This window comes from Lonepinella koalarum (genome assembly GCF_004565475.1).
GTDB lineage: Bacteria > Pseudomonadota > Gammaproteobacteria > Enterobacterales > Pasteurellaceae > Lonepinella > Lonepinella koalarum.
This window is the reverse complement of sequence record NZ_SRHX01000004.1, coordinates 135,531-159,624: the sequence shown is the minus strand read 5'-3', so window position 1 is coordinate 159,624 and position 24,094 is coordinate 135,531. Positions and strand designations below refer to the sequence as shown.

Sequence of the window (24,094 nt, the reverse complement as noted above, 5' to 3'; positions counted from 1 at the left end):
CTCCTTCATTGTTGATCTTAGGTTATTAAATAGCCCGTAATGGGCAAGTTGATTATCATCACAAAATCACTAAAAACGGATTGATATGATTTTTAAATACACCAGTAAGTCTGCATCATTGCTCGCTTTCGGGTGTATTTATTTACGCATAAAAAAATATGGATTAGAAGTAATAAAAAAAAATTACTTATAACTATAAGTTATTTAAATTTTTTTAAGGATGGTGATGTTGTGATGAGATAGCAATTTTAATGATGGTAATAAAATGGGAAAATGGTAGATTTAAATCTGGTAAAAATAAAAAAGTGCAGTATTTTTTACCGCACTTTTGAGTATTTTGGGATTTTTGAGTAGACTACATCATGCCACCCATACCCCCCATGCCACCCATACCGGCAGCAGGATCTAATTTATCATCTTTTGGTAATTCAGTAACCATACATTCCGTAGTAATCATCAGACCAGCTACAGAAGCGGCAAATTGTAATGCAGAACGCGCGACTTTAGTAGGATCCAGAATACCCATTTCGATCATATCGCCATATTCTTCTGTTGCAGCATTATAACCAAAGTTGCCTTCGCCAGCTTTAACTGCACTGGCGACGACAGAACCTTCTTCGCCAGCATTTTCCACGATTTGGCGAAGTGGTGATTCTAATGCACGTAAAGCAAGTTTAATCCCTACGTTTTGTTCTTCATTATCACCTTGTAAGGTCGTTGCGGCTTTCGCGGCTGCGCGCACTAACGCCACGCCACCCCCAGCAACAATACCCTCTTCAACCGCCGCACGAGTCGCATGTAATGCATCTTCTACACGGTCTTTTTTCTCTTTCATTTCCACTTCAGTGGCAGCTCCAACTTTAATCACGGCAACGCCGCCAGCCAGTTTCGCTACCCGTTCTTGTAATTTTTCTTTGTCGTAATCAGAGGTAGATTCTTCAATTTGTTGACGAATTTGAGTGACACGACCTTTGATTTGAGCTTCGTCACCGATACCATCAATAATGGTAGTATTATCTTTGTTGATGGCCACGCGTTTGGCTTGACCTAAATCTTCCAAGGTGGCTTTTTCTAATTCCATACCGATTTCTTCAGAAATCACGGTACCAGAAGTTAGAATCGCAATATCTTGCAACATCGCTTTACGGCGATCACCGAAGCCCGGTGCTTTTACCGCTGCTACTTTCACGATACCACGCATAGTATTGACGACTAAAGTCGCTAAGGCTTCACCCTCTACATCTTCAGCAATGATTAACAACGGTTTACCGGCTTTTGCTACGGCTTCTAATACAGGTAATAATTCACGAATGTTAGAGATTTTTTTATCTACTAATAAAATATATGGATTCTCTAATTCAACGGTAGCGGTTTCTGGTTTGTTGATGAAATATGGAGATAGATAACCACGATCAAATTGCATACCTTCAACTACGTCTAATTCATCTTCAAGACCGGTACCATCTTCTACCGTAATCACGCCTTCTTTACCCACTTTTTCCATCGCTTGAGCAATTAATTTACCTACAATGCTATCGCTATTGGCAGAAATCGTCCCCACTTGCTCAATTTCTTTAGAGGTTTCACATGGTTTAGATAAGGCTTTTAATTCTGTTACAACAGTCGCCACGGCTTTATCAATACCACGTTTTAAATCCATCGGATTCATACCAGCCGCCACGGCTTTTAAGCCTTCATTCACGATAGCTTGTGCTAAAACTGTTGCAGTGGTAGTACCGTCACCTGCTGCATCATTGGCTTTAGAGGCAACCTCTTTGACCATTTGTGCGCCCATATTCTCAAATTTATCGGCTAATTCAATTTCGCGCGCGACAGATACGCCGTCTTTGGTAATGGCTGGTGCACCAAAGGCTTTGTCTAAAATGACATTACGACCTTTTGGTCCTAAGGTTACTTTCACGGCATCAGCTAATACGTTTACGCCGGCTAACATTTTTACACGGGCATCATTGCCAAATTTTACTTCTTTTGCTGCCATTTTCTTATTTCCTCTCTGTATTATTCTACAATCGCTAAAATATCGTTTTCAGAAACAATTAACACTTCTTCACCGTCAATTTTTTCTGCTTTCACACCATAACCTTCGTTAAAAATCACGGTATCACCCACTTTCACATCTAAAGGTTGTACTGTACCATTTTCTAAGATACGACCTTTGCCTACTGCAATAACTTTGGCTCGAGTGGATTTTGTTGCTGCACTACCAGTTAAAACGATACCGCCAGCGGATTTAGTTTCTACTTCTTCACGTTTGATGATTACACGATCGTGTAAAGGACGAATTGCCATTTGAATTTCTCCTACTATTGAAATTTATAAAAAATGCAAAGACTATATGGGAATGTTTTTTAGGGTTTCAAGGGGAAAATAGAAAAAATTTCCCCTTTTTTCACCGCGGTTTGATAAAAGGAATATGACGGCTAATAATGTATCATGATTAGGTCAAATAGACTTCACTGGGTTTAGGAATTTTGTTTAGACTTTCACGTAACATAGCCGACCATTGACTACTAATAATTTGAAAATATTCATCATTTTGGGTAATTCGTTTTGCCTTTGGCACAGTTAAACTATTCTTGCGATAGATCGCAAAATCCAGCGGCAATCCCACAGAGACATTAGAACGCAGGGTGGAATCAAAAGAAATTAAACCACAACGGAGTGCTTCATCTAATGGTGTATCATAAGTTAGAGCACGATCTAAAATAGGCTTACCGTATTTACTTTCACCGATTTGAAAATAGGGAGTATCTGGGGTGGCACAAATAAAATTTCCCTGTGGATAAATATTATATAATTGTATTTCGCCTTGACCAATTTGTCCTCCCACGAGCAAACTACAATAATAATTACTCTGTTCTAGGGTATCTTCGGTCACATCTGCAATGACTTTGCGTAAGGTTTTGCCGACTAATTGAGCAACTTCAAACATGCTGTTGACGGTGTATAAATTAATATTTTCTTGCAACTCAATCTGATTACGCAAATGTCCGATAACGGTTTGTGTGGTGGCAAGATTGCCCGACGTTTGAATAGCGATAAAGCGCTCTTGTGGTTTACCAAAAATATAGAGTTTGCGGAACACAGAAATTTGATCCACTCCAGCATTAGTACGGGTATCACTAATAAAAACTAAACCCTCTTTTAATCGTAACCCACAACAGTAAGTCATTGTTTACACTCCTTTATATTTCTAACAAGCAAGCACTTGAACAGTGGATTGCATGGTTTCTACACCACCTTGTTCTCGCATACCACGGACGGGGGCTACATCCAAATAATCTCGCCCAATCGCCACATAAATATGTGAAGTAGGATCGAATAATTGGTTGCTAATATCAAAACAATGCCATTGCTGTGAAAGCCATACTTCCGCCCAAGCATGGCTTGCTAAATGCGGTGTGTTTTGATCGAATAAATATCCCGAGACATAACGAGCAGGTAAGCCTAAAGCTCGACATAAGGCGATCATTAAATGAGCATGATCTTGACAAACACCAACGCCTGCATAAAAAGCATCCTGTGCGGAAGTTTGCACCGTAGTGGTTTCGGCACTGTATGCCACTTTCTTGAAAATCTGTTCAGCCAAACAGCGAAGCTCAGATAGTGACCCTATTTTGACATACTGCTGACAAAATTCAATCATATTTTTATCCCATTGTGTCATTGCCGTGGGCTGTAAAAATAAGTAGCTCGGAACATCAGGCTGATGGATGCCCATATTATGCGGTTGCAATTCCACAACACCTTGCGACATGATCGACAAATGTGAGTAACTAAAGCGTTGAGTGGCAGTGATCCAAAGATTACCGAATACATCTCGCTTCATACAACGTTCACCAGGTATGCTAATATCCCAGTAATGTACCCGTTGATGAGCAGAACTCTGGGGTAGCATTTTAATATATTGAATACTATTGCAAGCTGGTTGGCTGTAATGGTAATGTGTTTGATGATTTACCATTAATTTCATTAATCTCCTCCAATTGCTTGTAAAAATTCGTGGTGAAACTGGTAAAGCGCGGTTAAATTAGGCTGAGTTTTAAACTGTTGCCAAGCTATTGGATTGTACCAAGCATAAATACTCAAAGTTTCTTCTTGTTGTTGCATTTGAGTGATAATCGGAGCAATATCTTGGTTAAAACGTAAACCAATATCTAACAGTTCGATGAGCTGCCCCAGTTGTAAAAACAAAACGCCGTCTTGTGTTAAATTCTCTTGCAAAATAGGGTAACAATCTTCGATTAATGAACAGATTTCACTCGATTGTTGATTCATTGCCCGTAAAAAACGGTTTAATTTAGCATAGGTTTCCGTGGCTAATACGCCCCGCAGTTCATCAATATTATCTTTGATACTACTTAATTGCGCCACTAAACTATAAGATTGTTGCGGATCAAGCAAGGCAAAATTTAAATCGACAACATTCTGTGTGGGTAATCCAAAACTGTCAGTAAAACGCTTAGCAGCGGATTGTTCAGTGAAAGGATATTGTTGACAGAAAAAACGAATACGTGTCAAATAGCGACCTAGCCAATAAAGATGTTGTGCGTTTGAAGTTAATAAAATCATAATTTATTCCCATTCTACGTTTTTAGATTATTTTACGTTAGACAATTAAACCGTTACCCAAGTATCTTTCACTCCGCCACCTTGGGAAGAGTTTACCACCAACGATCCTGCTTTCATGGCGACTCGTGTTAAACCACCAGGTACAATTTCCGTGCGTTGTGGCGATGAAAGCACGAAAGGGCGTAAATCAATATGGCGTTCTGCAATCCCTGTTTCAGTTAGTGTTGGAGCAACTGACAATTCAATGGTCGGTTGTGCAATATACAAGTGTGGTTGTTCTCGTACTAATTGGCAAAACTTATCAATTTCTTGACGGCTTGCTTGTGGTCCAATTAGCATGCCATATCCCCCCGATCCCTGTGATTCTTTCACCACTAAATCCGCCATATTGTTTAACACATAGTCCAATTCTTCAGGATAACGACATTGATAGGTCGGGACGTTTTTCAATATGGGTTTTTCATTGAGATAAAACTTAATCATATCATCCACATAAGGGTAAATAGATTTATCATCTGCCACCCCAGTTCCAGGCGCATTGGCAATCACCACATTATGCGATAAATAGGCTGACATCAAACCAGCTATCCCTAATGTGCTATCAGGACGAAAAGTCAGCGGATCTAAAAAAGCATCATCAATGCGACGATAAATGACATCCACTTTTTGCCGACCACGAACCGTTTTGATATAAACATGATCGTTTTCTACCCATAAATCACGACTGCTTACCAAAGGAACGTCCATTTCGCGAGCTAAGAAAGCGTGTTCATAATAGGCACTATTAAATCGTCCTGGGGTAAGCACCACGATAAAAGGATCTGTTAATTGAGCATTTTCTGCCAAAATTTCACGCAATAATTGTGGATATTGTTCAATGCCCTGTAACGGTTGATGTTCGCAAAGTTCAGGGATTAATTTTTGACTGATTTTACGGCTTTCTAACATATAAGAAACACCAGACGGCGTTCTCAAGTTGTCTTCCAAAATAAAAAAATCGCCTTGTCCATCACGAATAATATCAATACCACTAATTTGCGAATAGATTTTCCCGTTTAGATTATGTCCCAGCATTTGGGGTAAAAAGGATTCATGCCGAAGCACTTGCTCTCTAGGGATAATGCCTTCCAACAAAATATGTTGTTGATGATAAATATCATCTAAAAATAAATTCAGGGCTTTCACTCTCTGCATACAGCCTGCAGAAATTAATTCCCATTGTTTTCCTTTCAGTACACGGGGAATTAAATCATAAGGAATCGTCCGTTCCACACCCTGTGCATCACCATATACATTAAAGGTAATACCTTGATACAAGAAATGCTGTTTGGCGAGATCATTTAATACCTGTAGTTGTGTTAAACTTTGTCCAGCTAACCAAGTAGCAATATTTTCCACCAATACATCACCAGAACGTACATCATCAATCATTTCATTAAAAAAACCGGATGATCCTCCCCCTAATATCGTCACAATATTGCTTTCCGTTAATGTCGTTTTCATTTTTCACTCCAATGGGGATTCCCCCTGATAGTCATGCTAAAAATCCTACACTAACATTGGCGACAAACTCACTGCAATAAAATTAGGTTAATATTTAAATGATTAGAACTTTTATTAGATAAAGTTTAATGAATTAGTTATTTTTCTATATTTTTTCTATAGAAATCGCTATTTAGGTGAATTTATTTATTTAATTAGATAGGTACAAGATAACAATGAGCTTAACATTAAATTATAAGGGCGGATACTTTGTTCCGCCCTTGTTATCATTGGGTATTAAGTTGAATGGGAGTGAACTGTTTTTACTCCCATTTGTGTTTTAGCATTAGGTCTAGCCCATACCATATTGTTTTAATTTTTTACGTAAGGTTCCGCGATTGATACCCAACATAATCGCTGCACGAGTTTGATTGCCACGGGTGTGTTGCATTATGATGTCTAATAGTGGGTGTTCCACTTCCGCTAACACAAGCTCATAAAGATCATTAACATCTTGACCATCTAATTGAATTAAATAGTTTTTAATTGCACGTTTAACGGAATCACGTAATGGTTTGTTAACGGCTTGTGATTGTGCATTTAATTCTGGCACGATAAATTTTGTAGAGGGTGTTGTTTGTTCAAACATTTGAATTTCCATTATTATTTATAAAATTAAAAAAATCTTCCAACGCCATCAGTTGTTTTTTTGCATCACTAATCGCATTAAAAGTCCGTTTAAAATCGGAATCTGGTTGAATTCCTTGTAAATACCAGCCAACGTGCTTGCGCGCAATTCGATAGCCTTTTTCGGCGCCATAAAATTGATGCAACTCTTCAATATGACGTAAAATTACACCGCACTTTTCTGTTAAACTGGGGGCGATTATATTGGTTGAATTGATTTCAGCTAGTTCCCCTAAAGATTGAAATATCCAAGGGTTCCCTAAAGCGCCACGCCCGATCATAATGCCATCTGCACCCGTATAATCAAGTACAAATTTTGCTTTTTCTAGCGAGATAATATCGCCATTAGCTATTATGGGAATTGAAACCGCTTGTTTTACTGCTTTAATATGATGATATTCAGCATCTCCTTCAAATAAGCATTCCCGAGTACGTCCGTGAATGGTTAATGCTTGAATGCCACATTGTTCAGCAATTTGAGCGATCTCTACGCAATTTATATGTTGCCGATCCCAACCTGTGCGAATTTTCAACGTGACAGGCACGTTTACTGCATTCACTACCGACTCAAGAATCTCTGCGACTAAATCAGGAAATTGTAGTAAAGCAGAACCTGCCAACTTCTTATTTACTTTTTTAGCTGGACAACCCATATTAATATCAATTAGTTGGGCGCCATATTCGACATTAACTTGAGCGGCATGTGCCATTTCTTGCGGATCCGCACCCGCAATCTGAACGGCATTGATGCCAGCGTCTTGGTGATAAGCCAAACGCAATTTCGATTTTTCCGTATGCCATACTTGCGGATTGCTCAACATCATTTCCGAAAACGTCAGTCCTGCACCATAGTGGGAACAGAGTTTCCGAAACGGTTGATCTGTAATGCCTGCCATTGGTGCTAATAAAATGCGATTTTTTAATTGATATGAACCAATCTGCATTTTAAATTCTCCAACTATATCGCATACAGAAAAAATTAAGCCGAATATTGATTAAATATTCGGCATTAATAACCGACAAGGTTGGCTATAATACGCAAAAATTCATCATTTGAAAAGCATAATTTTTAAACAATTTACAGAAAATTTATGATTTTTCGGTTGACATTTCGAAATTAAGCTAATTTTCCAGTAATTCGACACCATTCTTCACGCTCAATCACAGGATCAAGCACAAATTTTTGTTGATAAACATCACAAACAGAGGAAGCTTGTGTTGCCAAAATACCGGATAAACCTAAATCCCCTTGCGGTTTCACCAATTGGCTAATAACAGGATAAAGCTCTTTTAATGGACCGGCTAAAATATTGGCAACCACCACATCGGCTTTCAAATCCATCGGTTTGTCATCAGATAAGAATAATTGCAAACGATCGGCGACACCATTTTGTTCTGCATTATTACGACTGGCTAAAATAGCTTGCGGATCAATATCAATCCCAATGGCATTTTTTGCTCCTAATTTTAACGCCGCAATGGCTAAAATACCGGAACCACAACCAAAATCAATCACGGTTTTGCCGTTTAAATCAAGTCCGTCCAACCATTCTAAACAAAGTGCCGTAGTCGGGTGGGTACCCGTGCCAAAGGCTAAACCAGGATCAAGCATCACATTCACCGCTGTTTTATCAGGCACTTCGCGCCAACTCGGACAAATCCATAAGCGTTGACCAAATTGCATGGGATGGAAATTATCCATCCATTCTCGTTCCCAATCTTTGTCTTCAATTTGCTCAATTTTATAAGCAAAATTAGGTGATAACAGATTACTGTTACGAAGTGCGGTTAAAATTAACGCCATTTCAGTTTCCGCATCAAACAATGCTACCACATCCGTATTGCCCCAAAGGCGGGTTTCGCCCGGCAACGGCTCAAAGATCGGTGTATCTTGACTGTCCATAAAAGTCACTGACACCGCCCCGATTTCTGCTAAAAAATCACTGATTTTCTCTGCTTTCTCACTGGTGCTATTTAAGCGAAGTTGTACCCAAGCCATATGTTTTCCCTTATGTGTATTGCAATTGAGGCTATTTTAGCGGTTAGGGGGGAGATTGCAAGTTGCAAATACTTGGACGGTTTTTGATGACAGCCCCGATAACCCGTATCTGAAATTAAATTTATCGCATTTTTTTTAACAAAAATACCGCTATGGTGCTGCCATTAAAAAGTGCAATAACTTTGCTAATGTTAACGATTAAAATAATCCAACAGTGTTGAAAATGGTTGCTTCTGATTGAGCAACACTAGCAATTTAATCCGCGCTTTTTGTCCATTTAGTCCTGATGTGAAAATAATACCTTGTTGTTTGAGTTGTTTACCGCCACCGGGATAATCATATAAATTTTGCGTAATGCCATTGAAAGCGCGAGAGACAAGAACGATGGGAATATTGGCGCATTGTAGAGCCTCGATTCCAGCTAAACAACTAGGTGGTAAATTGCCCGCACCAAGGGCTTCAATTACGACACCATCACAACCATATTGTGCAAGTTGTTCAAGTAAGAAACTGTCCATTCCTGCGTAAGCTTTAATTAATTGAATATTGGATTTGGTAATGTGTTCCACGGGATAACGTTCATATTCGGTGAGGTGTTGGAAATAAAGTACACCACTTTTAGTGATTAAACCGCAAGGTCCAAGCGTTGGCGTTTGAAAGGTGGCGACATTGGTTGTGTGGGTTTTGGTGACGAATTTAGCATGGTGAATTTCATCATTCATAGCCACCAATACGCCTCTACCACGGCTTTGCTCTGACAGTGCAACCACAATTGCATTTTGCAAATTCAGTAAGCCATCAGATCCTAATTCGTTGCTAGAACGTAGGGCGCCCGTAATTGTAACAGGGGTGTTAACATGGAGAGTTAAAGCGAGATCTAGAAAATAAGCTGTTTCTTCAAGGGTATCTGTGCCATGCGTGATGACCACGCCATCAAACTTTTCTAGATTAATTGCCTGTTCAACGCGTGCCTTAATTTTGAGCCAGTGACTCAAATTGATATGGGGAGAGGGTAAATTAAACAGGTTTTCTTGACTTAATTGTGCAGGATGGTTGAGACGCTCAAGATTGTGAAGCAGAGGGTTGTGTGGTGTGGGGGATACTTTACCATTTTCATCTTCACTCATCGAAATAGTGCCACCAGTATGTATAATTAGTAAACGTTTATTTCTCATCATTTATTCCAAAAAATTAACAATAGAAAGGGTATCAAGCCTGTACCACCAGCAATCCCATAGCCCCTTTATCTGCCTGAATTAAATCGCCTGAACCAAAAATAAACGGATGCGTGTTAGCGGAAAGATTATCAAATTTCACTAAAATACTGGCATGATTTTCAATCCATAAGGTATCTTTCCAGACTAACTCATTATCAGGTGTTTTGGTATTATTTCGACTTTCCACCACAAATTTTGCCCCTTGAATTCGAAAACTAACTGGGGAAGATACGCTGATTTTCCAACGCTCAACGGTACCTTGTTTGGCATTGATGTCAATACGACGCGGATCAAAGCGTTTTTGGTTAATCATCGCGTTGATATTGTCTAACTGAAATTGACGCTCTTGGCTAATTTCTGTGGATAAGGTGGCGACCTGATTAAATTGATAGCTGGGTTTATTGGTAAAGGCTGCCAGCAAACCTTCTGGGCGTAATTCCAAAATATGGTTATCCACTAGCTCACCATCATTGCTAAAAAATAAACTGATTTTATCCAGTAAGTCCCGTTTTTTACCCGTGATTAAACTGACATTTCCCCCTTCGTTTAAATCCACTAAAATTTCAAGTCGTTCGCCGGTGCCAAATATCACGGATTTAACGCTTTTCGGTTCAGGCAAAAAGCCTTGATCCTGAGCGATAATTAAGAACTCACGTTCGTCATCAAAGCATAATTCATAGGCGCGAGAAAGGGACGCATTCAGCAAACGTAAACGTACCCAACCCCGTGCGACATTTAAATAAGGAGATTGTTGACCATTCACAAATAAACGTTCACCCATAAAGTGCGGTTCATTTTGTTGAAATAATTGCGAACCGGCACTGTTCAAAGTTAAATCCTGTAAAATTAAAGGAATATCATTCACGCCATATTTATTGGGTAATTGTGATTTACGACTTTCATCATCTTCCACAATCCACATGCCTACCAAACCACGATAATTTTGATAGGCTGAACTGGCGAGAGAGCAGGATTGATAATAGCAAAGCCCTGCATTTTGCGTCACCGGTACAATAGGGGCCCAACTTTGTCCTGATTTGATACTATGTCCGATCCCACCGAGTAAGTCACTATTAACCTGTAAGCCTTGAATATTCATTGCGACAGATTGTGGTAGGTTATTGCGATAATTGAGTTTAACAAAATCACCTTGGCGAACTCTCACTGTGGGGCCGAGATATTGCCCGTTAAAACCCCAGACTTCGATTAAATTATGTTCTAATAATCTGACTTGTGTACTTTCAAAACCTAAAAAGATAGGTTTACCACGGCGCGTTTCAAGCAATGGCGGAATCTGTAAAGGTTGATTTGTCGCCGCCAATAAGGCATTTGGCACAGTAGCGAACGCAGTAGCGATAGCGGTTTTTTTGAATAACTGACGGCGAGAGTGATTCATTTAATAACCTTACAATGATGATTGAGCAATTTCTGCATCTAATTCGGCAATGCGATGTTGCATAATTTGATGGCAATGGTTGGCAAATTCACGGACATTTTCTTTGTTAAATTGACGGCTATCAATTGGAGGCAAAATTTCACAGATGACTTTACCATTATTCCAACGGTTGAGATCAATTTTATTTTGCGTGCTAGAACAAACCACCGGCACCACTGGCACACCAGCCGCAATGGCGGCATGGAATGCCCCTGTTTTGAATGGTAATAATCCACGCCCACGACTGCGAGTACCTTCAGGGAACATCCATACCGAAAGATTATCTTGATTAATGCGCTGAGCCACTTGTCCCATGGTGCTGTGAGCTTTATTTTTGTTATCTCGATCTAACAGAATATTACCCGTGGCCCAGTAAACCAAACCAAAAAATGGGATCCAGATTAGACTTTTTTTGCCGATACTCACCGTACGCGGTTGTACCATATAAGAAATGGTGACCATATCGTAATTATTTTGGTGATTTGCAATATAGATACAAGGATTGAATTGATCTACATTTTCAGGATAACGGTGTTCAACATTTAATCCAAATAGGGGATATAAGCGTCCGAACCAACGTGCTACTACACTAACATTATTCGGATTTTTGAAACGAATAAGTGAATAGATAGTGCCACAAATACAGATAATTAAGCAAAGTAGAACGACAATAATGATTCGGACGAGTTTTAACATATTGTTATTTTCCTGTTTGTTTTTTTTGGGGATTATAACAGGTTTTTGTTTGTTTTTTAAATCGGTTTTCGCCCGATGGCGACCTACTTTTCCTTTGCTTGTGCAAAGAAAAAGTAAGCAAAAAGAAAGCACACCCCGACTTTGCCTTGTTTCCTGAAAAATGGTTAATTTGCTTAACGGAAAATGGCTGAACTCGCTACGCTCAAACAGACGCCATTTTCCTACAAATTAACCACTTTTCAGGCGGCAAACACGGGGACCCCATTTAGGGAACCTATTAGGTAAGATAGTTTAAAGTGCGGTGTTTTTTATTGATTTTTTAGAACGAATGGTTTTCTCTTAATTGAAAATATTATATGTATATTGTATTGCACTGGAATGAAAACTGTTGTAATTTCATTATAAATCATCACAAAAAGGAAAAAATTATGTCAGAATTTCATTTTGAAACCCTACAATTACACGCAGGACAAGAAGTGGATAGTAGCAGTAAATCTCGAGCTGTGCCGATTTATCAAACCACATCTTACGTATTTGATGATGCGCAAGAAGCGGAAGATTTATTTGCTTTGCGTAAGCTCGGTAATATTTATACCAGAATTACTAATCCGACCGTGGCAGTGTTTGAGAACCGTATTGCAGCACTGGAGAAAGGTGTTGGGGCGTTGGCAACGGCATCAGGCATGGCAGCGATTACTTATGCGATTTTAGCTTTAGCCCATGCTGGTGATCATGTGGTAGCAGCAAGTACCATTTATGGCGGAACCTTTAATTTATTAAAAGAAACTTTGCCACGTTATGGCATCACCACGACTTTTGTCAATGTAGAAGATCTCACAGAAGTGGAAAATGCGATTCAAGAAAATACCAAATTGGTCTTAATTGAAACCCTAGGCAATCCGTTAATTAATATTCCAGACCTTGAAAAAGTAGCGGATATTGCACATCGTCATCGTATTCCCTTGCTGTGTGATAATACGTTTGCTACCCCTTATTTAATTAATGTGTTCTCACACGGTGTGGACATTGTCATTCATTCGGCTACTAAATTTATTGGTGGACATGGTACCACCATTGGTGGCGTGATCGTGGATTCGGGCAAATTTGATTGGGTAGCATCAGGCAAATTCCCACAATTTGTGGATGAAGATCCGAGTTATCATAATATTAGCTATACTCGAGATATTGGGGCGGCTGCTTTTATTGTTGCGGTACGCGTGCAGTTATTGCGTGATACAGGGGCAGCCCTTTCGCCATTTAATGCGTTTTTATTATTACAAGGTTTGGAAACCCTGTCATTACGCGTGGAACGCCACATTGAGAATACGCAAAAAATTGTGGATTTCTTGAACCATCACCCGAAAGTGGAAAAAGTCAATTATCCAAGTTTACCAAGCAGTGCATATTATACTTTGGCACAAAAATACTTGCCAAAAGGTACAGGGTCGATTTTTACTTTCCACGTCAAAGGTGGAGCCAAAGAAGCCCGTCAGGTGATTGATAAATTAGAAATTTTCTCAAATTTAGCCAATGTCGCCGATGCAAAATCCTTAGTGGTTCATCCTGCGACCACCACGCACGGTCAATTAACCGAAAGTGAATTGTTAGCTTGTGGTGTGACCCCAAATCAAATTCGTTTATCCATTGGATTGGAAAATGTGAATGATTTGATTGCGGATTTAACTGTGGCGTTGGAGAGTATTTAATTTCAATGGAGTAAAAGTGCGGCGAAAATTGTGATAGGTTTTCACCGCACATTTCTGAAACTACGGAGTAGCGTTACTATGTGTAACCCTAGAGTTACATGGCTTTTACGCTATTTTCCTTACGTCGTATGGGTAAAACAGCGTTTTTAAATAGTAGCCACCCACGGCAGGCTGTGTGATAAAATTATCTAGCAATCTTGTCCACCCAATTAAATAATTCATCTAGATCATAATCACCAGCATGACCTACTCCCCAAGGTAAAGCATAATCCACATTTTTACCTGACATTTGAAGTTTCACCGCTAACATTGCTGAAATAGCGTGAGAAGTATCATAATCTTCTGATCCTACACGAATACGCCAGTGTTGAGCAGCTTTGCTATTATCAGTATAATTCATCGCATTGAGTAATTTAATGTTTTCTGCATCTGCTATATCACCATTTGCGGTACTGTTTTTTAGGCTGTACGGGGTGAAATGTAAAGCTTGAATGGTAGTGGTACCGAATTCGTCATTTTCGCCTGAACTTAAATCTAAAGCATCAAAAGCGGGTGGTGATTTCATGCGAGCTTTGTTGGTGACAAATTCTGTTAAATTTACCGCACTTACGATGCCATTTGCGTAGCTTAATCCTTTATATTTTTCTACAAAGGCTTTTTTCTCATCGGCATTCAAACCATTTAATGTTTGGTTAGCCGATAGCACTAACGCATTTTCCACGTAAGTACGGAAAGAACCGTTTCCGTTTTTATCTAAAGTTAAAGCATTGCCTTTTTCATCTTTTAACTGCAAATTATTTAAATATTCAGGGAATTGGTCTTTTAAATCATTGGAAATTTTAATTTCATCTGCACTAAGTTCACCTTCAATCGTGGCTTGCTTCATCGAACGGTCGTTAAAGGTTTTGGCATTTAAGCGACTCATATCCATACGACTATAATGATGCAAACCGCTAAATTCCCATTCGTAAGCTGCATCTGCATGTTCAAGATTAGTAATCGGGCAGTAAGCGGAAACTGCGAAAATTGCATCACTGGCGTTGACCGCTCCCATTTCGTCTAACAATTTTGTGTAATCTGCACTGTCACCACTGGCACCAAGTAATGCTGACATGGCACCTCCCGCGCTGGTACCATTAGAAATAATTTTGTTGGCATCCCCCACCATTTTGTCATCATTTGCATGTAAATAACGTACCGCTGCTTTTAAATCTAAGATAACCGCAGGAGCTTTACCGGTATAAGTATCGCCTTGTTTTAAGGTACGCCCACGAGCACCAACGCTGGCGACTACATAACCACGTTCAAGGGCTTGTAAAATGGTATTAGTTTTTCCATCATGTCCTGCTTGACTAGCCACAGCAGCCATCGCAGGCATATAACCACCGATGGCATTGGGTAAAAAGATTGGGGCAGTTTTGGCGTTATAACCGTTGATTTCTTTGCCTTGATAATAGTCTTCTGGCACATAGAAATTTAAGGTTTGATATTCAGCTTCAACAGGATTGCTGACATAAACAATTTTTTCAAAAGCACGGTAAGTAATGGTTTTTCCGTTCAGCTCAGCGCTTGCAGTACTGTAATTTTTATCGTTAAATTCAAGGCTATAACCGTTTTCGGTTTTGTTTGCATAAGGTAACTCTGCTAAAGGATTTTTATTCATCGGGGGGGCAGCAAATACTTGAGTGGCTAAACCGCCAGCTAAAAGTGCGGTGCTAATTTTTGATAATTTCATTTTTTTCTCCAACTAAAAATGTAATAGAACAAGTCAATTATCGTTATTTTGTGTTATGGTACAAGTACCGTTTTGGTCTATTCCTTATACCATATTGTTAAGATTCTATTTTGACATTGTTCGCTAACATAAGTTCTTATGCTTTTCGCCACGTTGTACCACTGGCACTGTCTTCCAGTACAACTCCCATCGCAGTTAATTGATTTCGAGCGTCATCTGCGGTTGTCCAATCTTTTACGGCACGAGCATCATTACGTTGTTTGATTAAGGCTTCGATTTTTGCCACTTCATCGTCAGCGTTATCACCTTGTAAAAAGGCTTCAGCATCTTGTTGTAATAGTCCTAATATGCCTGCGAGTTGTTTCAAACGAGCGGCAAGTTGATTCGCTTTAGTGCTATCTTCGGTTTTTAATCTATTGATTTCACGAGCAATCTCAAATAATACCGCTAATGCCCCTGGGGTATTAAAATCGTCATTCATGGCTTGTTTGAATGTGGCGACATATTGATCTTCCGCATCAATCTCAATATTAGCATCACAACCACGCAATGCCGTATAAAGACGTTCCAACGCTTTACGAGCCAAGCTGATATTTTCTTCGCTATAATCTAATAGGCTACGATATTGTGCGGTTAAGAAGAAATAACGTACACTTTCGCTGTCGTATTTGCTTAAAATATCTCGAATGGTGAAGAAATTATTGAGAGATTTCGACATTTTTTCTTCATTGATCGTTAACATGCCAGTATGTAACCAGTAGTTAACATAATCGCCATCATGCGCACAGCAGGATTGTGCAATTTCGTTTTCGTGATGTGGAAACATTAAATCAGAACCACCACCGTGAATATCAAAATGATGACCTAATTCTTTACTGTTCATTGCAGAACATTCAATATGCCAGCCGGGGCGGCCTTTACCCCATGGACTATCCCAACTCGGTTCGTTTGGTTTGGACATTTTCCATAATACAAAATCCATCGGATTGCGTTTCACGGATTTAATTTCAACCCTTGCACCTGCCTGTAATTGTTCCAAATTTTGGCGAGATAAACGACCGTAATCTTGATAACTTTCTACATCAAACATCACATCGCCATCTTCCGCAACATAAGCATGTTTGCGAGCCATCAAACGTTGTACCATCTCAATAATTTCATGGATATGTTGCGTGGCACGAGGTTCTACATCTGGACGCAGAATATTTAAAGCATCAAAATCTTGGTGCATTTGTTTAATCATACGATCGACTAATTGATCGCAGCTTTCGTTATTTTCTAAAGCACGCTTAATTATTTTATCGTCCACGTCAGTAATATTACGTACATAACGTAAGTTATAACCGAGATAACGTAAATAACGTACAATGACATCAAAAGAGACAAAAGTCCGACCGTGACCAAAATGACAGAGATCGTAAACTGTTACGCCACAAACATACATTCCAATTTGATTCGGATTGATCGGTTTAAAAGGTTCTTTTTCTCTGGTTAGGGTATTGAAAATTTTTAACATATTAAATTCCAGTGCTGATATTTTAGGTTAAACATAGCATTAAACCGGCTTTTGTGGAATAATGCCAAGCTAAAATCTTAGTTATTTTTATAAGGAAAACACCATGATTACATTACATACTAATTTTGGCGACATCAAAATTGAATTAAATTTTGAAAAAGCACCATTGACTGCCAAAAACTTTGAAGATTACTGTCAATCCGGGTTCTATGATAACACAATTTTCCACCGTGTTATTGACGGATTTATGATTCAAGGTGGTGGCATGGAAAGCGGTTTACGTGAAAAAGCTACTAATGCACCGATTAAAAATGAAGCCAACAACCGTTTAAGCAATAAACGTGGCACATTAGCCATGGCTCGCACTAGTGATCCGCATTCTGCCACTGCACAATTTTTTATTAACGTGGCGGATAATACTTTTTTGGATTATCGTTCAAAAGAAATGTTTGGTAAAGAAGTGGTACAAGAATGGGGCTATGCGGTATTTGGCGAAGTAGTGGATGGCATGGATGTGGTTGATAAAATCAAAGGGGTTAAAACTGGTAACGCAGGTTTTCACCAAGATGTACCGAAAGAAGATGTGGTGATTACGTCGGTGACAGTTTCCGCCTAGCACTGACGTACTAGGTTAAGCATGGTAACGATGCTCCGCATTTTATGTGGATTATCGCCCCAGAGGGGCATGATTTGTATAACCCCGTACGTAAGTGCGGGGTAGGCAAAATAGATAAAATATGTTTTTTGATACCCACACTCATTTAGATTATTTGCAACAAGATACTGGCGAGTCTATTGATCAGTTGGTGCAAAATGCGATGAATATGGGGGTACAGAAAATATTAATGGTTGCAGTATCACAACAGAATTTTGCAATTATCGAAAAAATCACCGCACTTTATCCCGATCGGCTTTATTATGGATTGGGATTACATCCGTTGTATATTCAACAGCATACTCAGCAAGATTTAGCACAATTAAATCAACACTTAATCAACCGTACAGCAAATTTAACTGCCGTAGCTGAAATTGGATTAGAACGAGCTATTCCAGCATTATTAACCGATGAGTTGTGGCAAAAACAAGGTGATTTTTTAGATGCTCAATTGCAATTAGCCAAACAATATGATTTACCAGTAAATTTGCATAGTCGCCAATCCCACGATCAACTATATCCTTTTTTAAAACGGATTCAGCTGAAAAAGTGCGGAGTGATTCATGGCTTTTCAGGGAGTTATGTACAAGCCAAACGCTTTGTGGATTTGGGTTATAAAATAGGCGTAGGGGGGACCATTACTTATCAGCGAGCCAATAAAACACGTCAAACTATTGCAAAATTGCCGCTGGATAGTTTGGTATTAGAAACCGATTCACCGGATATGCCAGTGTATGGCTTGCAAGGTCAACCAAATCGACCGGAGCGAATCAGGCAAGTATTTGAACATTTATGTTCCTTGAGAAAAGAAAGTCCCGACCTTATTCAGTACACAGTTTGGCAAAATTCAATAGAATTATTTGGACATCAATAAAAAAGTCAGGATATTCCTGACTTTTCCTATTCAACTTTACCACTATTTGGTAGTAGGTTGTTCTTATTTCGGTTGCTCTTGTGCGGGTTTGGGCGCAATGATTTGATGCAATTTTTCACGGATTTGTTGTAATTCTTGAGAAGAAGCCGCTACTCTTTGATATGTGGCATTTAATTTTTGTTTATCTTCTTCACTTGGTTGTTTACCTTGAACCATATAACCAAAAGATTCATTCACAAAATTAATAGATAATACTAAATTTTCTTTTGCTTTATCTTTCAATAAATTAACGGTTGGATCTTTAATATCCAGTTTATCTGCATCGGCTAATACTTGGTTCGCTTTTTCAGTAAGTTGTTGTAATGCAGCTTGAATTTTAGCCGTATCTTTGTTCTCAGTCGCTATTCTTAGCTCATCTTGTGGGGCATTTAAGATTTCAATCTGTTGAGCATCCCAATTTAAGAATTTTTTCACATCATCAATATTCTGTTCATTCACATTTAATGTCACTTGATTAGGTTGAGCATTTTGTGGTTGAGCAGTTTGGGTATTTTGTGCTGGAGCTGGTGCCTTTTCTGCTGGTTTATCGCAAGCCGTTAAGAATAAAGCAAATAATGATATGGCACTGATTTTAGTAACTTTGTTCATTAAAAATAATCCTTTTAAAAGTAGAAATAACCTTAATTATACAATAACTAAGGCGTTATATTGTGTTCACAATAAGGCTGTCATTATAAACTTTTGTTCAGTCTTTTGCTATTATTTGATGGTTCTTTAAACGAGCCGATGATAATTTGTTTGAGAGTTAATCAATTTTTCGCGTAATTCTTCTGCAGTTTGACATGTTTTGATTAACTCAAAAACGTCAGTGGCTTCAGAATATTCCTTTTTTAAATATTGCAACCACTGTTTAATCCGAGCAACGTGGTAAAAACCAGTATCATGGATATTTTCCATCTGAGCATATTTTTGCAGAATAAGCGTAACTGTTGACCAAGCTAATTTTGCTTGATTCTGTTTTAACACTAAACTCAGATTTGGAATATGCAACGCACCACGACCGAGCATTAGTCCTTGGCAACCAGTTATGTGTAAACAGTTTTGTCCGTCTTGGTAATGCCAGATTTCCCCATTTGCGATCACAGGAATGTTCAGTGTTTCACGAATTTCCCCGATTTTTTGCCAGTTAATGCGATCTGCTCGATAGCCGTCGGCTTTAGTTCGACCGTGAATGGTGATTTCTGTGGCACCACCTTGCTGTACCGCATCTGCAATGTCAAAGGCTTGTGAAATATCGTCCCAACCTAACCGCACTTTGACGCTCACAGGCAAATGAGCGGGTACCGCTTGGCGTAATGCTTGTGTGGCTTGATAAATTAATGTTGGATTTTTTAATAAACTAGCACCGCCATGGCTGCCATTGACGGTTTTGGAAGGGCAACCACAATTTAAATCAATCCCATGGGAACCTAATTCAATGGCACGGTACGCATTTTCTGCTAACCATTGGGGATGTTGCCCGAGTAATTGTACTCGAATTGGGGTACCAGATGGGGTTAGACCGTTATTATGTAACTCTGGTGCCAGACGATAAAATACTTTGTTGGGGAGAAGTTGATCGACCACGCGCACAAATTCGGAAATACAGAGATCGTAGTCGTTAACTTCAGTGAGCAATTGGCGTACTAAGGGATCCAGTACACCTTGCATAGGGGCTAAAATAACTCGCAAGTGTAAGCCTTATTTCCAGCCTTTTGATTTACAAATTAAATCATAAGCTGCTTGAATTTGCTGGGCTTTTTCTTTTGCCATTTCAAGCATTTCTTTTGGCAAACCTTTAGAAACTAATTTATCTGGGTGATTTTCATTCATTAAACGGCGATAAGCACGTTTAACAGTTTGTTGGTCATCTGTAGCAGACACGCCTAACACTTTATAAGCATCATCAACGGTTGGACCGGATTGATAACCGTAATTGCCACGCTGATAACCGCTGTTTTGTTGTTGATAACCACCTTGATAACGTTGTTGCTGTTGATATTGCTGATAGGCTTGTTGATAGAAACCACCGCTAGAAAATTGACGGCGCGCCATTTCCATCATAATCATTTGTTCAAATTGTAAAGATGATAAGCCTAATTCTTCAGCGACAATGCGTAAGACTTCTTTTTCATTTTGGTGTAATTCATCATCTGCAAATGCTGTTTGCACTTGTACACTCAGGAACATCCGTAATAGATCGGCACGTTGTCCGCAACCGAGACGAAATTCACGGATCACTTGACGTAACGGAAAGTCGGCTTCTTTACCACGATTAAAGGCTTGTTGAGCGAGCTTACGATTGGCTTCATCAAGTTGTAATTGCCCCATTAAATTGGTAGCAAGTTGAATATCTTCTTGCGTCACTTGCCCTTTGGATTTGGTTAAATGTCCCATCACCGCAAAGGTTGTTTGCATAAATAAGGCTTGTCGAGTGAGTTTTTTGCCAAAAAATGATGAACTCACTGAACCTAGTTCATATAATTTTTTATCCGCCCAGTGACCGATAATTGCGCCAGCAATGCCACCAAAGAGACCAGCAAGTTTATAACCGATGAAAAAGCCTAAAAATTTACCTATAAAATTCATTGTGATATTTAATCCTTTAACGAAGAATAATAAAGCCTAAAAAGTGCGGTGATTTTTTGATTAGATGGTAATTTTTCGCAAAAATTCAACTACATTTTACGATTTTTTACTCAAACCAAATCAAACTTGCCATTCGCCCTGTTATACCATCTCGACGATAAGAAAAAAAATCGTCTTGTTCGAGGTAGGTACAATGCTCACCGCCGATAATTTGTGTAATACCCAGTTTATGTAAACGTTGGGTGGCTAGCAAGTAAAGATTTGCAAAATATTTGCCTTGAGTCGTCGAATCAGGTGTAAAGGCAGCGATTGCCCGCGGATCCTGTAAAACAAATTGATCAACAACGTCTTGCCCTACTTGAAAGGCAGTTGGACCGATAGCTGGACCTAACCATACTTTGAGAGTTTGCGGAGAGGATTTAAAACATTGGACCGTTTGTTCCAAAATACCGTCACATAATCCACGCCAACCAGCATGAACTGCTGCGACTTCATTACCTTGTGTATTGGTGAATAGTACGGGTAAACAATCGGCTGTCATCACTAAGCATACTTGATTTTTCTGATCGGTATAGACAGCATCTGCTTGTATATCTGTGCCATGGTAAGGTAAGCGAATAATTTTTGTGCTATGCACTTGATTTAAAAATAACGGAAATTGTGGTAAACCTAACTGTTCAGTTAATAAAATTCGGTTATTTTGTACCGCAGTTTGATCATCTCCCACATGATGACCTAAGTTAAAACTCGTATAAGGTGCCACACTAAAACCACCTTGCCGCGTGGTACTAAAAGCTCGTACATTACTTGACGTTTGCCAAGGAGGCGAAAGTGCGGTGATTTTTTTCGCGTTTTTTTCACTCATATTTGTTATTGCCTTAATAATCTAATTCATCTTTATGCAATTGATAATCTTGTTTTAGTGCATTAATTAATGCCACAAAATCATCGGGTAATGGTGCATGCCATTGCATGATTTGCCGAGTAATGGGATGTTCTAAACGTAACATTACCGCATGCAAGGCTTGACGTTGGAAATCACGTAATACCGCACTAAAAGCTTCTGTCGCATTTTTCGGTGGACGTGGTCGCCCACCATAGGTTTGGTCACCTAATAATGGGTGAGCAATATGTGCCATATGTACCCTAATTTGATGGGTTCGACCGGTTTCTAAGCGTAAGCGTAAGCGAGTATAGTTACGAAAATGCTCCATAATCCGATAATGGGTTATCGCTGGTTTACCCATGGGATGTACTGCCATAAGCGTACGTTTAGTCGGATGACGAGCCATCGGCTGATCGACTTTGCCCCCTTTAGTCATCACGCCAAATGCTACCGCTTCATATTCACGCGTGATTTTACGTTTTTGCAAATCACGGACTAACTGCGTTTGAGCGGGAATCGTTTTGGCAACCACCATTAAACCCGTGGTATCCTTATCTAAACGGTGTACAATACCAGCCCTTGGTACTTCGGCGATTTGTGGATAATGATAGAGTAATGCATTAAGTACTGTACCACTGGGATTGCCTGCTCCAGGGTGAACCACAACATCTTTAGGTTTGTTAATCACTAAAATATCATCATCTTCATAAACAATATTGAGCGGTAAATTCTCGGGTGTATAATGCGTTTCATCTTCTACTTCAACGCTAATGTCAATTTGCTCACCACCTAACATTTTGCTTCTTGGCACGTTTAAGACCTTGCCATTAACGTGCACGTTATTATTTTCAATCCATATTTTTAAGCGTGAACGTGAATAATCAGGGAACAATTCTGCCAAGGTTTGGTCTAATCGTTGTCCCATTTGCTGCGGCTGAACCACTGCCGATAGCGTCATTTGTTTGGTATTTTGTGCCATAAAAAATAAAATTCCGTGAATTATTGGGTAATGTCAGATAGAATATGACGGATATTGTACCTTAAGATAACATTTTTACATAGAAAAGGATTATTAGGCTATGCGTAAATTAAAATCGCTCACATTGATCGCATTAACTGCTTTTGCCATTTCCGCTTGTTCTAGCAATAAAGCAGTGGAACAAGCTTCTGAACAAGAGCTATTTAGTACCGCTCAAACTTATATTCAAGATGGCAGTTATTCTGACGCATTACGCTATTTTGATGCTTTAGATACACGTTTCCCCGGAAGCATATATAGTGAACAAGCAAAATTAAATATTATTTACGCTTCTTATAAAACCCAAGATTACACTAAAGCCATCACCACGGCGGATAGTTTTTTACATACATTCCCGAATAGCCAACATGCAGATTACGTGTTATATATGGTAGGGTTAACGAATACGTCCATGGGTGATAACTTTATGCAGGATTTCTTTGGTATCGATCGTGCTACACGAGAAAGCACCTCAATGAAAACGGCATTTAGTAATTTCCAAACTTTGGTAACACATTTCCCGAATAGCCCTTATACGCCAGATGCATTGGCACGTATGGCATATATTAAAGATCATTTAGCTCGTCACGAATTAGAAATTGCCAAATTCTATGCTGAGCGTAAAGCATGGGTTGCGGTAGCAAACCGCGTCACCGGTATGTTGAAAACCTATCCAGATACGCAATCAACATTAGAAGCTTTACCATTAATGCAACAGGCTTATCATGAGTTAGGTTTAACTCAACTTGAACAACAAGCCGCAACCTTAGTGAAAGCCAACGAAGGCAAGCAAATCCAACAAGCGAAGAAGCCAGATGAACCATTTTTAAGTTTTCCATCTTGGTTAAAGTTTTGGGATAGCAAGGCTGAATGATTTAATTGATCAATACAAAGGACGCTCTAGGCGTCCTTTGTATTATGTTAAGTCCATACACTTTTAACCACCCTGTCAATTAAAAAATTGACA

General features: G+C 39.2%; 23 protein-coding genes. 4 read left to right on the top strand and 19 right to left on the bottom strand.

Annotated elements, in window-relative coordinates; translation table 11 throughout:
- Positions 1 to 355: 355 nt before the first annotated feature.
- The 12 genes from groL to E0709_RS06860 form a co-directional block, all read right to left on the bottom strand.
- Positions 356 to 1,999: a chaperonin GroEL gene (gene groL, locus E0709_RS06915; protein ID WP_132302132.1), complete on the bottom strand. Its 1,644-nt coding sequence runs from the start codon at positions 1,997 to 1,999 to the stop codon at positions 356 to 358.
- Positions 2,000 to 2,019: 20 nt separating this feature from the next.
- Entirely contained in the window at positions 2,020 to 2,310 is a 291-nt protein-coding gene (locus tag E0709_RS06910; protein ID WP_132302131.1) for a co-chaperone GroES, read from the bottom strand.
- Positions 2,311 to 2,458: 148 nt separating this feature from the next.
- Complete coding sequence (locus tag E0709_RS06905) at positions 2,459 to 3,193, bottom strand: proteasome-type protease (protein ID WP_132302130.1); 735 nt, start codon at positions 3,191 to 3,193, stop codon at positions 2,459 to 2,461.
- A 21-nt stretch (positions 3,194 to 3,214) separates the two neighbouring features.
- Positions 3,215 to 3,994, bottom strand: coding sequence for a transglutaminase family protein (locus tag E0709_RS06900; protein WP_132302129.1), 780 nt, complete (start codon positions 3,992 to 3,994; stop codon positions 3,215 to 3,217).
- Positions 3,994 to 4,593, bottom strand: a complete 600-nt coding sequence (locus E0709_RS06895) for an alpha-E domain-containing protein (RefSeq protein ID WP_132302128.1) — start codon at positions 4,591 to 4,593, stop codon at positions 3,994 to 3,996. Before E0709_RS06895 ends, E0709_RS06900 begins: the two co-directional genes overlap by 1 nt.
- A 45-nt stretch (positions 4,594 to 4,638) precedes the next feature.
- Positions 4,639 to 6,096, bottom strand: a complete 1,458-nt coding sequence (locus E0709_RS06890) for a circularly permuted type 2 ATP-grasp protein (protein ID WP_132302127.1) — start codon at positions 6,094 to 6,096, stop codon at positions 4,639 to 4,641.
- 331 nt (positions 6,097 to 6,427) lie between these two features.
- Positions 6,428 to 6,724: a DNA-binding transcriptional regulator Fis gene (fis, locus tag E0709_RS06885; RefSeq protein WP_132302125.1), complete on the bottom strand. Its 297-nt coding sequence runs from the start codon at positions 6,722 to 6,724 to the stop codon at positions 6,428 to 6,430.
- Entirely contained in the window at positions 6,717 to 7,706 is a 990-nt protein-coding gene (dusB, locus tag E0709_RS06880) for a tRNA dihydrouridine synthase DusB (protein ID WP_132302123.1), read from the bottom strand. Before dusB ends, fis begins: the two co-directional genes overlap by 8 nt.
- 173 nt (positions 7,707 to 7,879) lie before the next feature.
- Positions 7,880 to 8,761 (bottom strand): 50S ribosomal protein L11 methyltransferase, encoded by an 882-nt coding sequence (prmA, locus tag E0709_RS06875; protein WP_132302121.1) that lies wholly within the window; start codon positions 8,759 to 8,761, stop codon positions 7,880 to 7,882.
- Positions 8,762 to 8,952: 191 nt separating this feature from the next.
- Positions 8,953 to 9,936 carry an asparaginase gene (locus E0709_RS06870; RefSeq protein WP_132302211.1) on the bottom strand — a complete coding sequence of 328 codons (984 nt, stop codon included), beginning with the start codon at positions 9,934 to 9,936 and terminating at the stop codon, positions 8,953 to 8,955.
- Between the two features lie 34 nt (positions 9,937 to 9,970).
- Entirely contained in the window at positions 9,971 to 11,374 is a 1,404-nt protein-coding gene (locus E0709_RS06865) for a multicopper oxidase domain-containing protein (RefSeq protein WP_132302119.1), read from the bottom strand.
- Between the two features lie 9 nt (positions 11,375 to 11,383).
- Positions 11,384 to 12,109 (bottom strand): 1-acylglycerol-3-phosphate O-acyltransferase, encoded by a 726-nt coding sequence (locus E0709_RS06860; protein WP_132302117.1) that lies wholly within the window; start codon positions 12,107 to 12,109, stop codon positions 11,384 to 11,386.
- A 428-nt stretch (positions 12,110 to 12,537) separates the two neighbouring features.
- Between E0709_RS06860 and E0709_RS06855 the strand changes: the two genes are divergently transcribed.
- A complete protein-coding gene (locus tag E0709_RS06855; RefSeq protein ID WP_165867226.1) occupies positions 12,538 to 13,815 on the top strand; it encodes an O-acetylhomoserine aminocarboxypropyltransferase/cysteine synthase family protein in 1,278 nt (425 codons plus the stop codon).
- Between the two features lie 184 nt (positions 13,816 to 13,999).
- Here the strand turns inward: E0709_RS06855 and E0709_RS06850 are convergent, their stop codons facing one another.
- Both E0709_RS06850 and cysS read right to left on the bottom strand, forming a co-directional pair.
- Positions 14,000 to 15,550 carry a subtype B tannase gene (locus tag E0709_RS06850; RefSeq protein WP_132302115.1) on the bottom strand — a complete coding sequence of 517 codons (1,551 nt, stop codon included), beginning with the start codon at positions 15,548 to 15,550 and terminating at the stop codon, positions 14,000 to 14,002.
- Positions 15,551 to 15,686: 136 nt separating this feature from the next.
- Positions 15,687 to 17,066: a cysteine--tRNA ligase gene (gene cysS / locus E0709_RS06845; RefSeq protein WP_132302113.1), complete on the bottom strand. Its 1,380-nt coding sequence runs from the start codon at positions 17,064 to 17,066 to the stop codon at positions 15,687 to 15,689.
- Positions 17,067 to 17,169: 103 nt separating this feature from the next.
- Between cysS and E0709_RS06840 the strand changes: the two genes are divergently transcribed.
- Both E0709_RS06840 and E0709_RS06835 read left to right on the top strand, forming a co-directional pair.
- Entirely contained in the window at positions 17,170 to 17,682 is a 513-nt protein-coding gene (locus E0709_RS06840) for a peptidylprolyl isomerase (protein WP_132302111.1), read from the top strand.
- A gap of 121 nt (positions 17,683 to 17,803) precedes the next feature.
- Entirely contained in the window at positions 17,804 to 18,595 is a 792-nt protein-coding gene (locus tag E0709_RS06835) for a TatD family hydrolase (protein WP_132302109.1), read from the top strand.
- 63 nt (positions 18,596 to 18,658) lie between these two features.
- Here E0709_RS06835 and E0709_RS06830 read toward each other — a convergent pair whose 3' ends face one another.
- The 5 genes from E0709_RS06830 to rluD all read right to left on the bottom strand — a co-directional run bounded on the left by E0709_RS06830 (position 18,659) and on the right by rluD (position 23,088).
- On the bottom strand, positions 18,659 to 19,243 hold the full coding sequence (locus E0709_RS06830; protein ID WP_132302107.1) for a hypothetical protein: 585 nt from the start codon (positions 19,241 to 19,243) through the stop codon (positions 18,659 to 18,661).
- A gap of 126 nt (positions 19,244 to 19,369) precedes the next feature.
- The gene (gene dusC, locus E0709_RS06825) at positions 19,370 to 20,326 is read right to left on the bottom strand and encodes a tRNA dihydrouridine(16) synthase DusC (RefSeq protein ID WP_132302105.1); all 957 of its coding nucleotides are present in this window, start codon (positions 20,324 to 20,326) and stop codon (positions 19,370 to 19,372) included.
- Positions 20,327 to 20,335: 9 nt separating this feature from the next.
- On the bottom strand, positions 20,336 to 21,223 hold the full coding sequence (djlA, locus tag E0709_RS06820; RefSeq protein WP_132302103.1) for a co-chaperone DjlA: 888 nt from the start codon (positions 21,221 to 21,223) through the stop codon (positions 20,336 to 20,338).
- Between the two features lie 106 nt (positions 21,224 to 21,329).
- Positions 21,330 to 22,064 (bottom strand): peptidoglycan editing factor PgeF, encoded by a 735-nt coding sequence (gene pgeF, locus E0709_RS06815; protein ID WP_194965410.1) that lies wholly within the window; start codon positions 22,062 to 22,064, stop codon positions 21,330 to 21,332.
- A gap of 37 nt (positions 22,065 to 22,101) precedes the next feature.
- Positions 22,102 to 23,088: a 23S rRNA pseudouridine(1911/1915/1917) synthase RluD gene (gene rluD / locus E0709_RS06810; protein WP_132302099.1), complete on the bottom strand. Its 987-nt coding sequence runs from the start codon at positions 23,086 to 23,088 to the stop codon at positions 22,102 to 22,104.
- A gap of 100 nt (positions 23,089 to 23,188) precedes the next feature.
- Between rluD and E0709_RS06805 the strand changes: the two genes are divergently transcribed.
- On the top strand, positions 23,189 to 24,001 hold the full coding sequence (locus E0709_RS06805) for an outer membrane protein assembly factor BamD (protein WP_132302097.1): 813 nt from the start codon (positions 23,189 to 23,191) through the stop codon (positions 23,999 to 24,001).
- Positions 24,002 to 24,094 lie beyond the last annotated feature (93 nt).

Coding starts and splice junctions, on each gene's coding strand:
- groL (WP_132302132.1), bottom strand. CDS start 1,999: ATGGCAGCAAAAGAAGTAAAATTTGGCAATGATGCCCGTGTAAAAATG.
- E0709_RS06910 (WP_132302131.1), bottom strand. CDS start 2,310: ATGGCAATTCGTCCTTTACACGATCGTGTAATCATCAAACGTGAAGAA.
- E0709_RS06905 (WP_132302130.1), bottom strand. CDS start 3,193: ATGACTTACTGTTGTGGGTTACGATTAAAAGAGGGTTTAGTTTTTATT.
- E0709_RS06900 (WP_132302129.1), bottom strand. CDS start 3,994: ATGAAATTAATGGTAAATCATCAAACACATTACCATTACAGCCAACCA.
- E0709_RS06895 (WP_132302128.1), bottom strand. CDS start 4,593: ATGATTTTATTAACTTCAAACGCACAACATCTTTATTGGCTAGGTCGC.
- E0709_RS06890 (WP_132302127.1), bottom strand. CDS start 6,096: ATGAAAACGACATTAACGGAAAGCAATATTGTGACGATATTAGGGGGA.
- fis (WP_132302125.1), bottom strand. CDS start 6,724: ATGTTTGAACAAACAACACCCTCTACAAAATTTATCGTGCCAGAATTA.
- dusB (WP_132302123.1), bottom strand. CDS start 7,706: ATGCAGATTGGTTCATATCAATTAAAAAATCGCATTTTATTAGCACCA.
- prmA (WP_132302121.1), bottom strand. CDS start 8,761: ATGGCTTGGGTACAACTTCGCTTAAATAGCACCAGTGAGAAAGCAGAG.
- E0709_RS06870 (WP_132302211.1), bottom strand. CDS start 9,936: ATGAGAAATAAACGTTTACTAATTATACATACTGGTGGCACTATTTCG.
- E0709_RS06865 (WP_132302119.1), bottom strand. CDS start 11,374: ATGAATCACTCTCGCCGTCAGTTATTCAAAAAAACCGCTATCGCTACT.
- E0709_RS06860 (WP_132302117.1), bottom strand. CDS start 12,109: ATGTTAAAACTCGTCCGAATCATTATTGTCGTTCTACTTTGCTTAATT.
- E0709_RS06855 (WP_165867226.1), top strand. CDS start 12,538: ATGTCAGAATTTCATTTTGAAACCCTACAATTACACGCAGGACAAGAA.
- E0709_RS06850 (WP_132302115.1), bottom strand. CDS start 15,550: ATGAAATTATCAAAAATTAGCACCGCACTTTTAGCTGGCGGTTTAGCC.
- cysS (WP_132302113.1), bottom strand. CDS start 17,066: ATGTTAAAAATTTTCAATACCCTAACCAGAGAAAAAGAACCTTTTAAA.
- E0709_RS06840 (WP_132302111.1), top strand. CDS start 17,170: ATGATTACATTACATACTAATTTTGGCGACATCAAAATTGAATTAAAT.
- E0709_RS06835 (WP_132302109.1), top strand. CDS start 17,804: ATGTTTTTTGATACCCACACTCATTTAGATTATTTGCAACAAGATACT.
- E0709_RS06830 (WP_132302107.1), bottom strand. CDS start 19,243: ATGAACAAAGTTACTAAAATCAGTGCCATATCATTATTTGCTTTATTC.
- djlA (WP_132302103.1), bottom strand. CDS start 21,223: ATGAATTTTATAGGTAAATTTTTAGGCTTTTTCATCGGTTATAAACTT.
- rluD (WP_132302099.1), bottom strand. CDS start 23,088: ATGGCACAAAATACCAAACAAATGACGCTATCGGCAGTGGTTCAGCCG.
- E0709_RS06805 (WP_132302097.1), top strand. CDS start 23,189: ATGCGTAAATTAAAATCGCTCACATTGATCGCATTAACTGCTTTTGCC.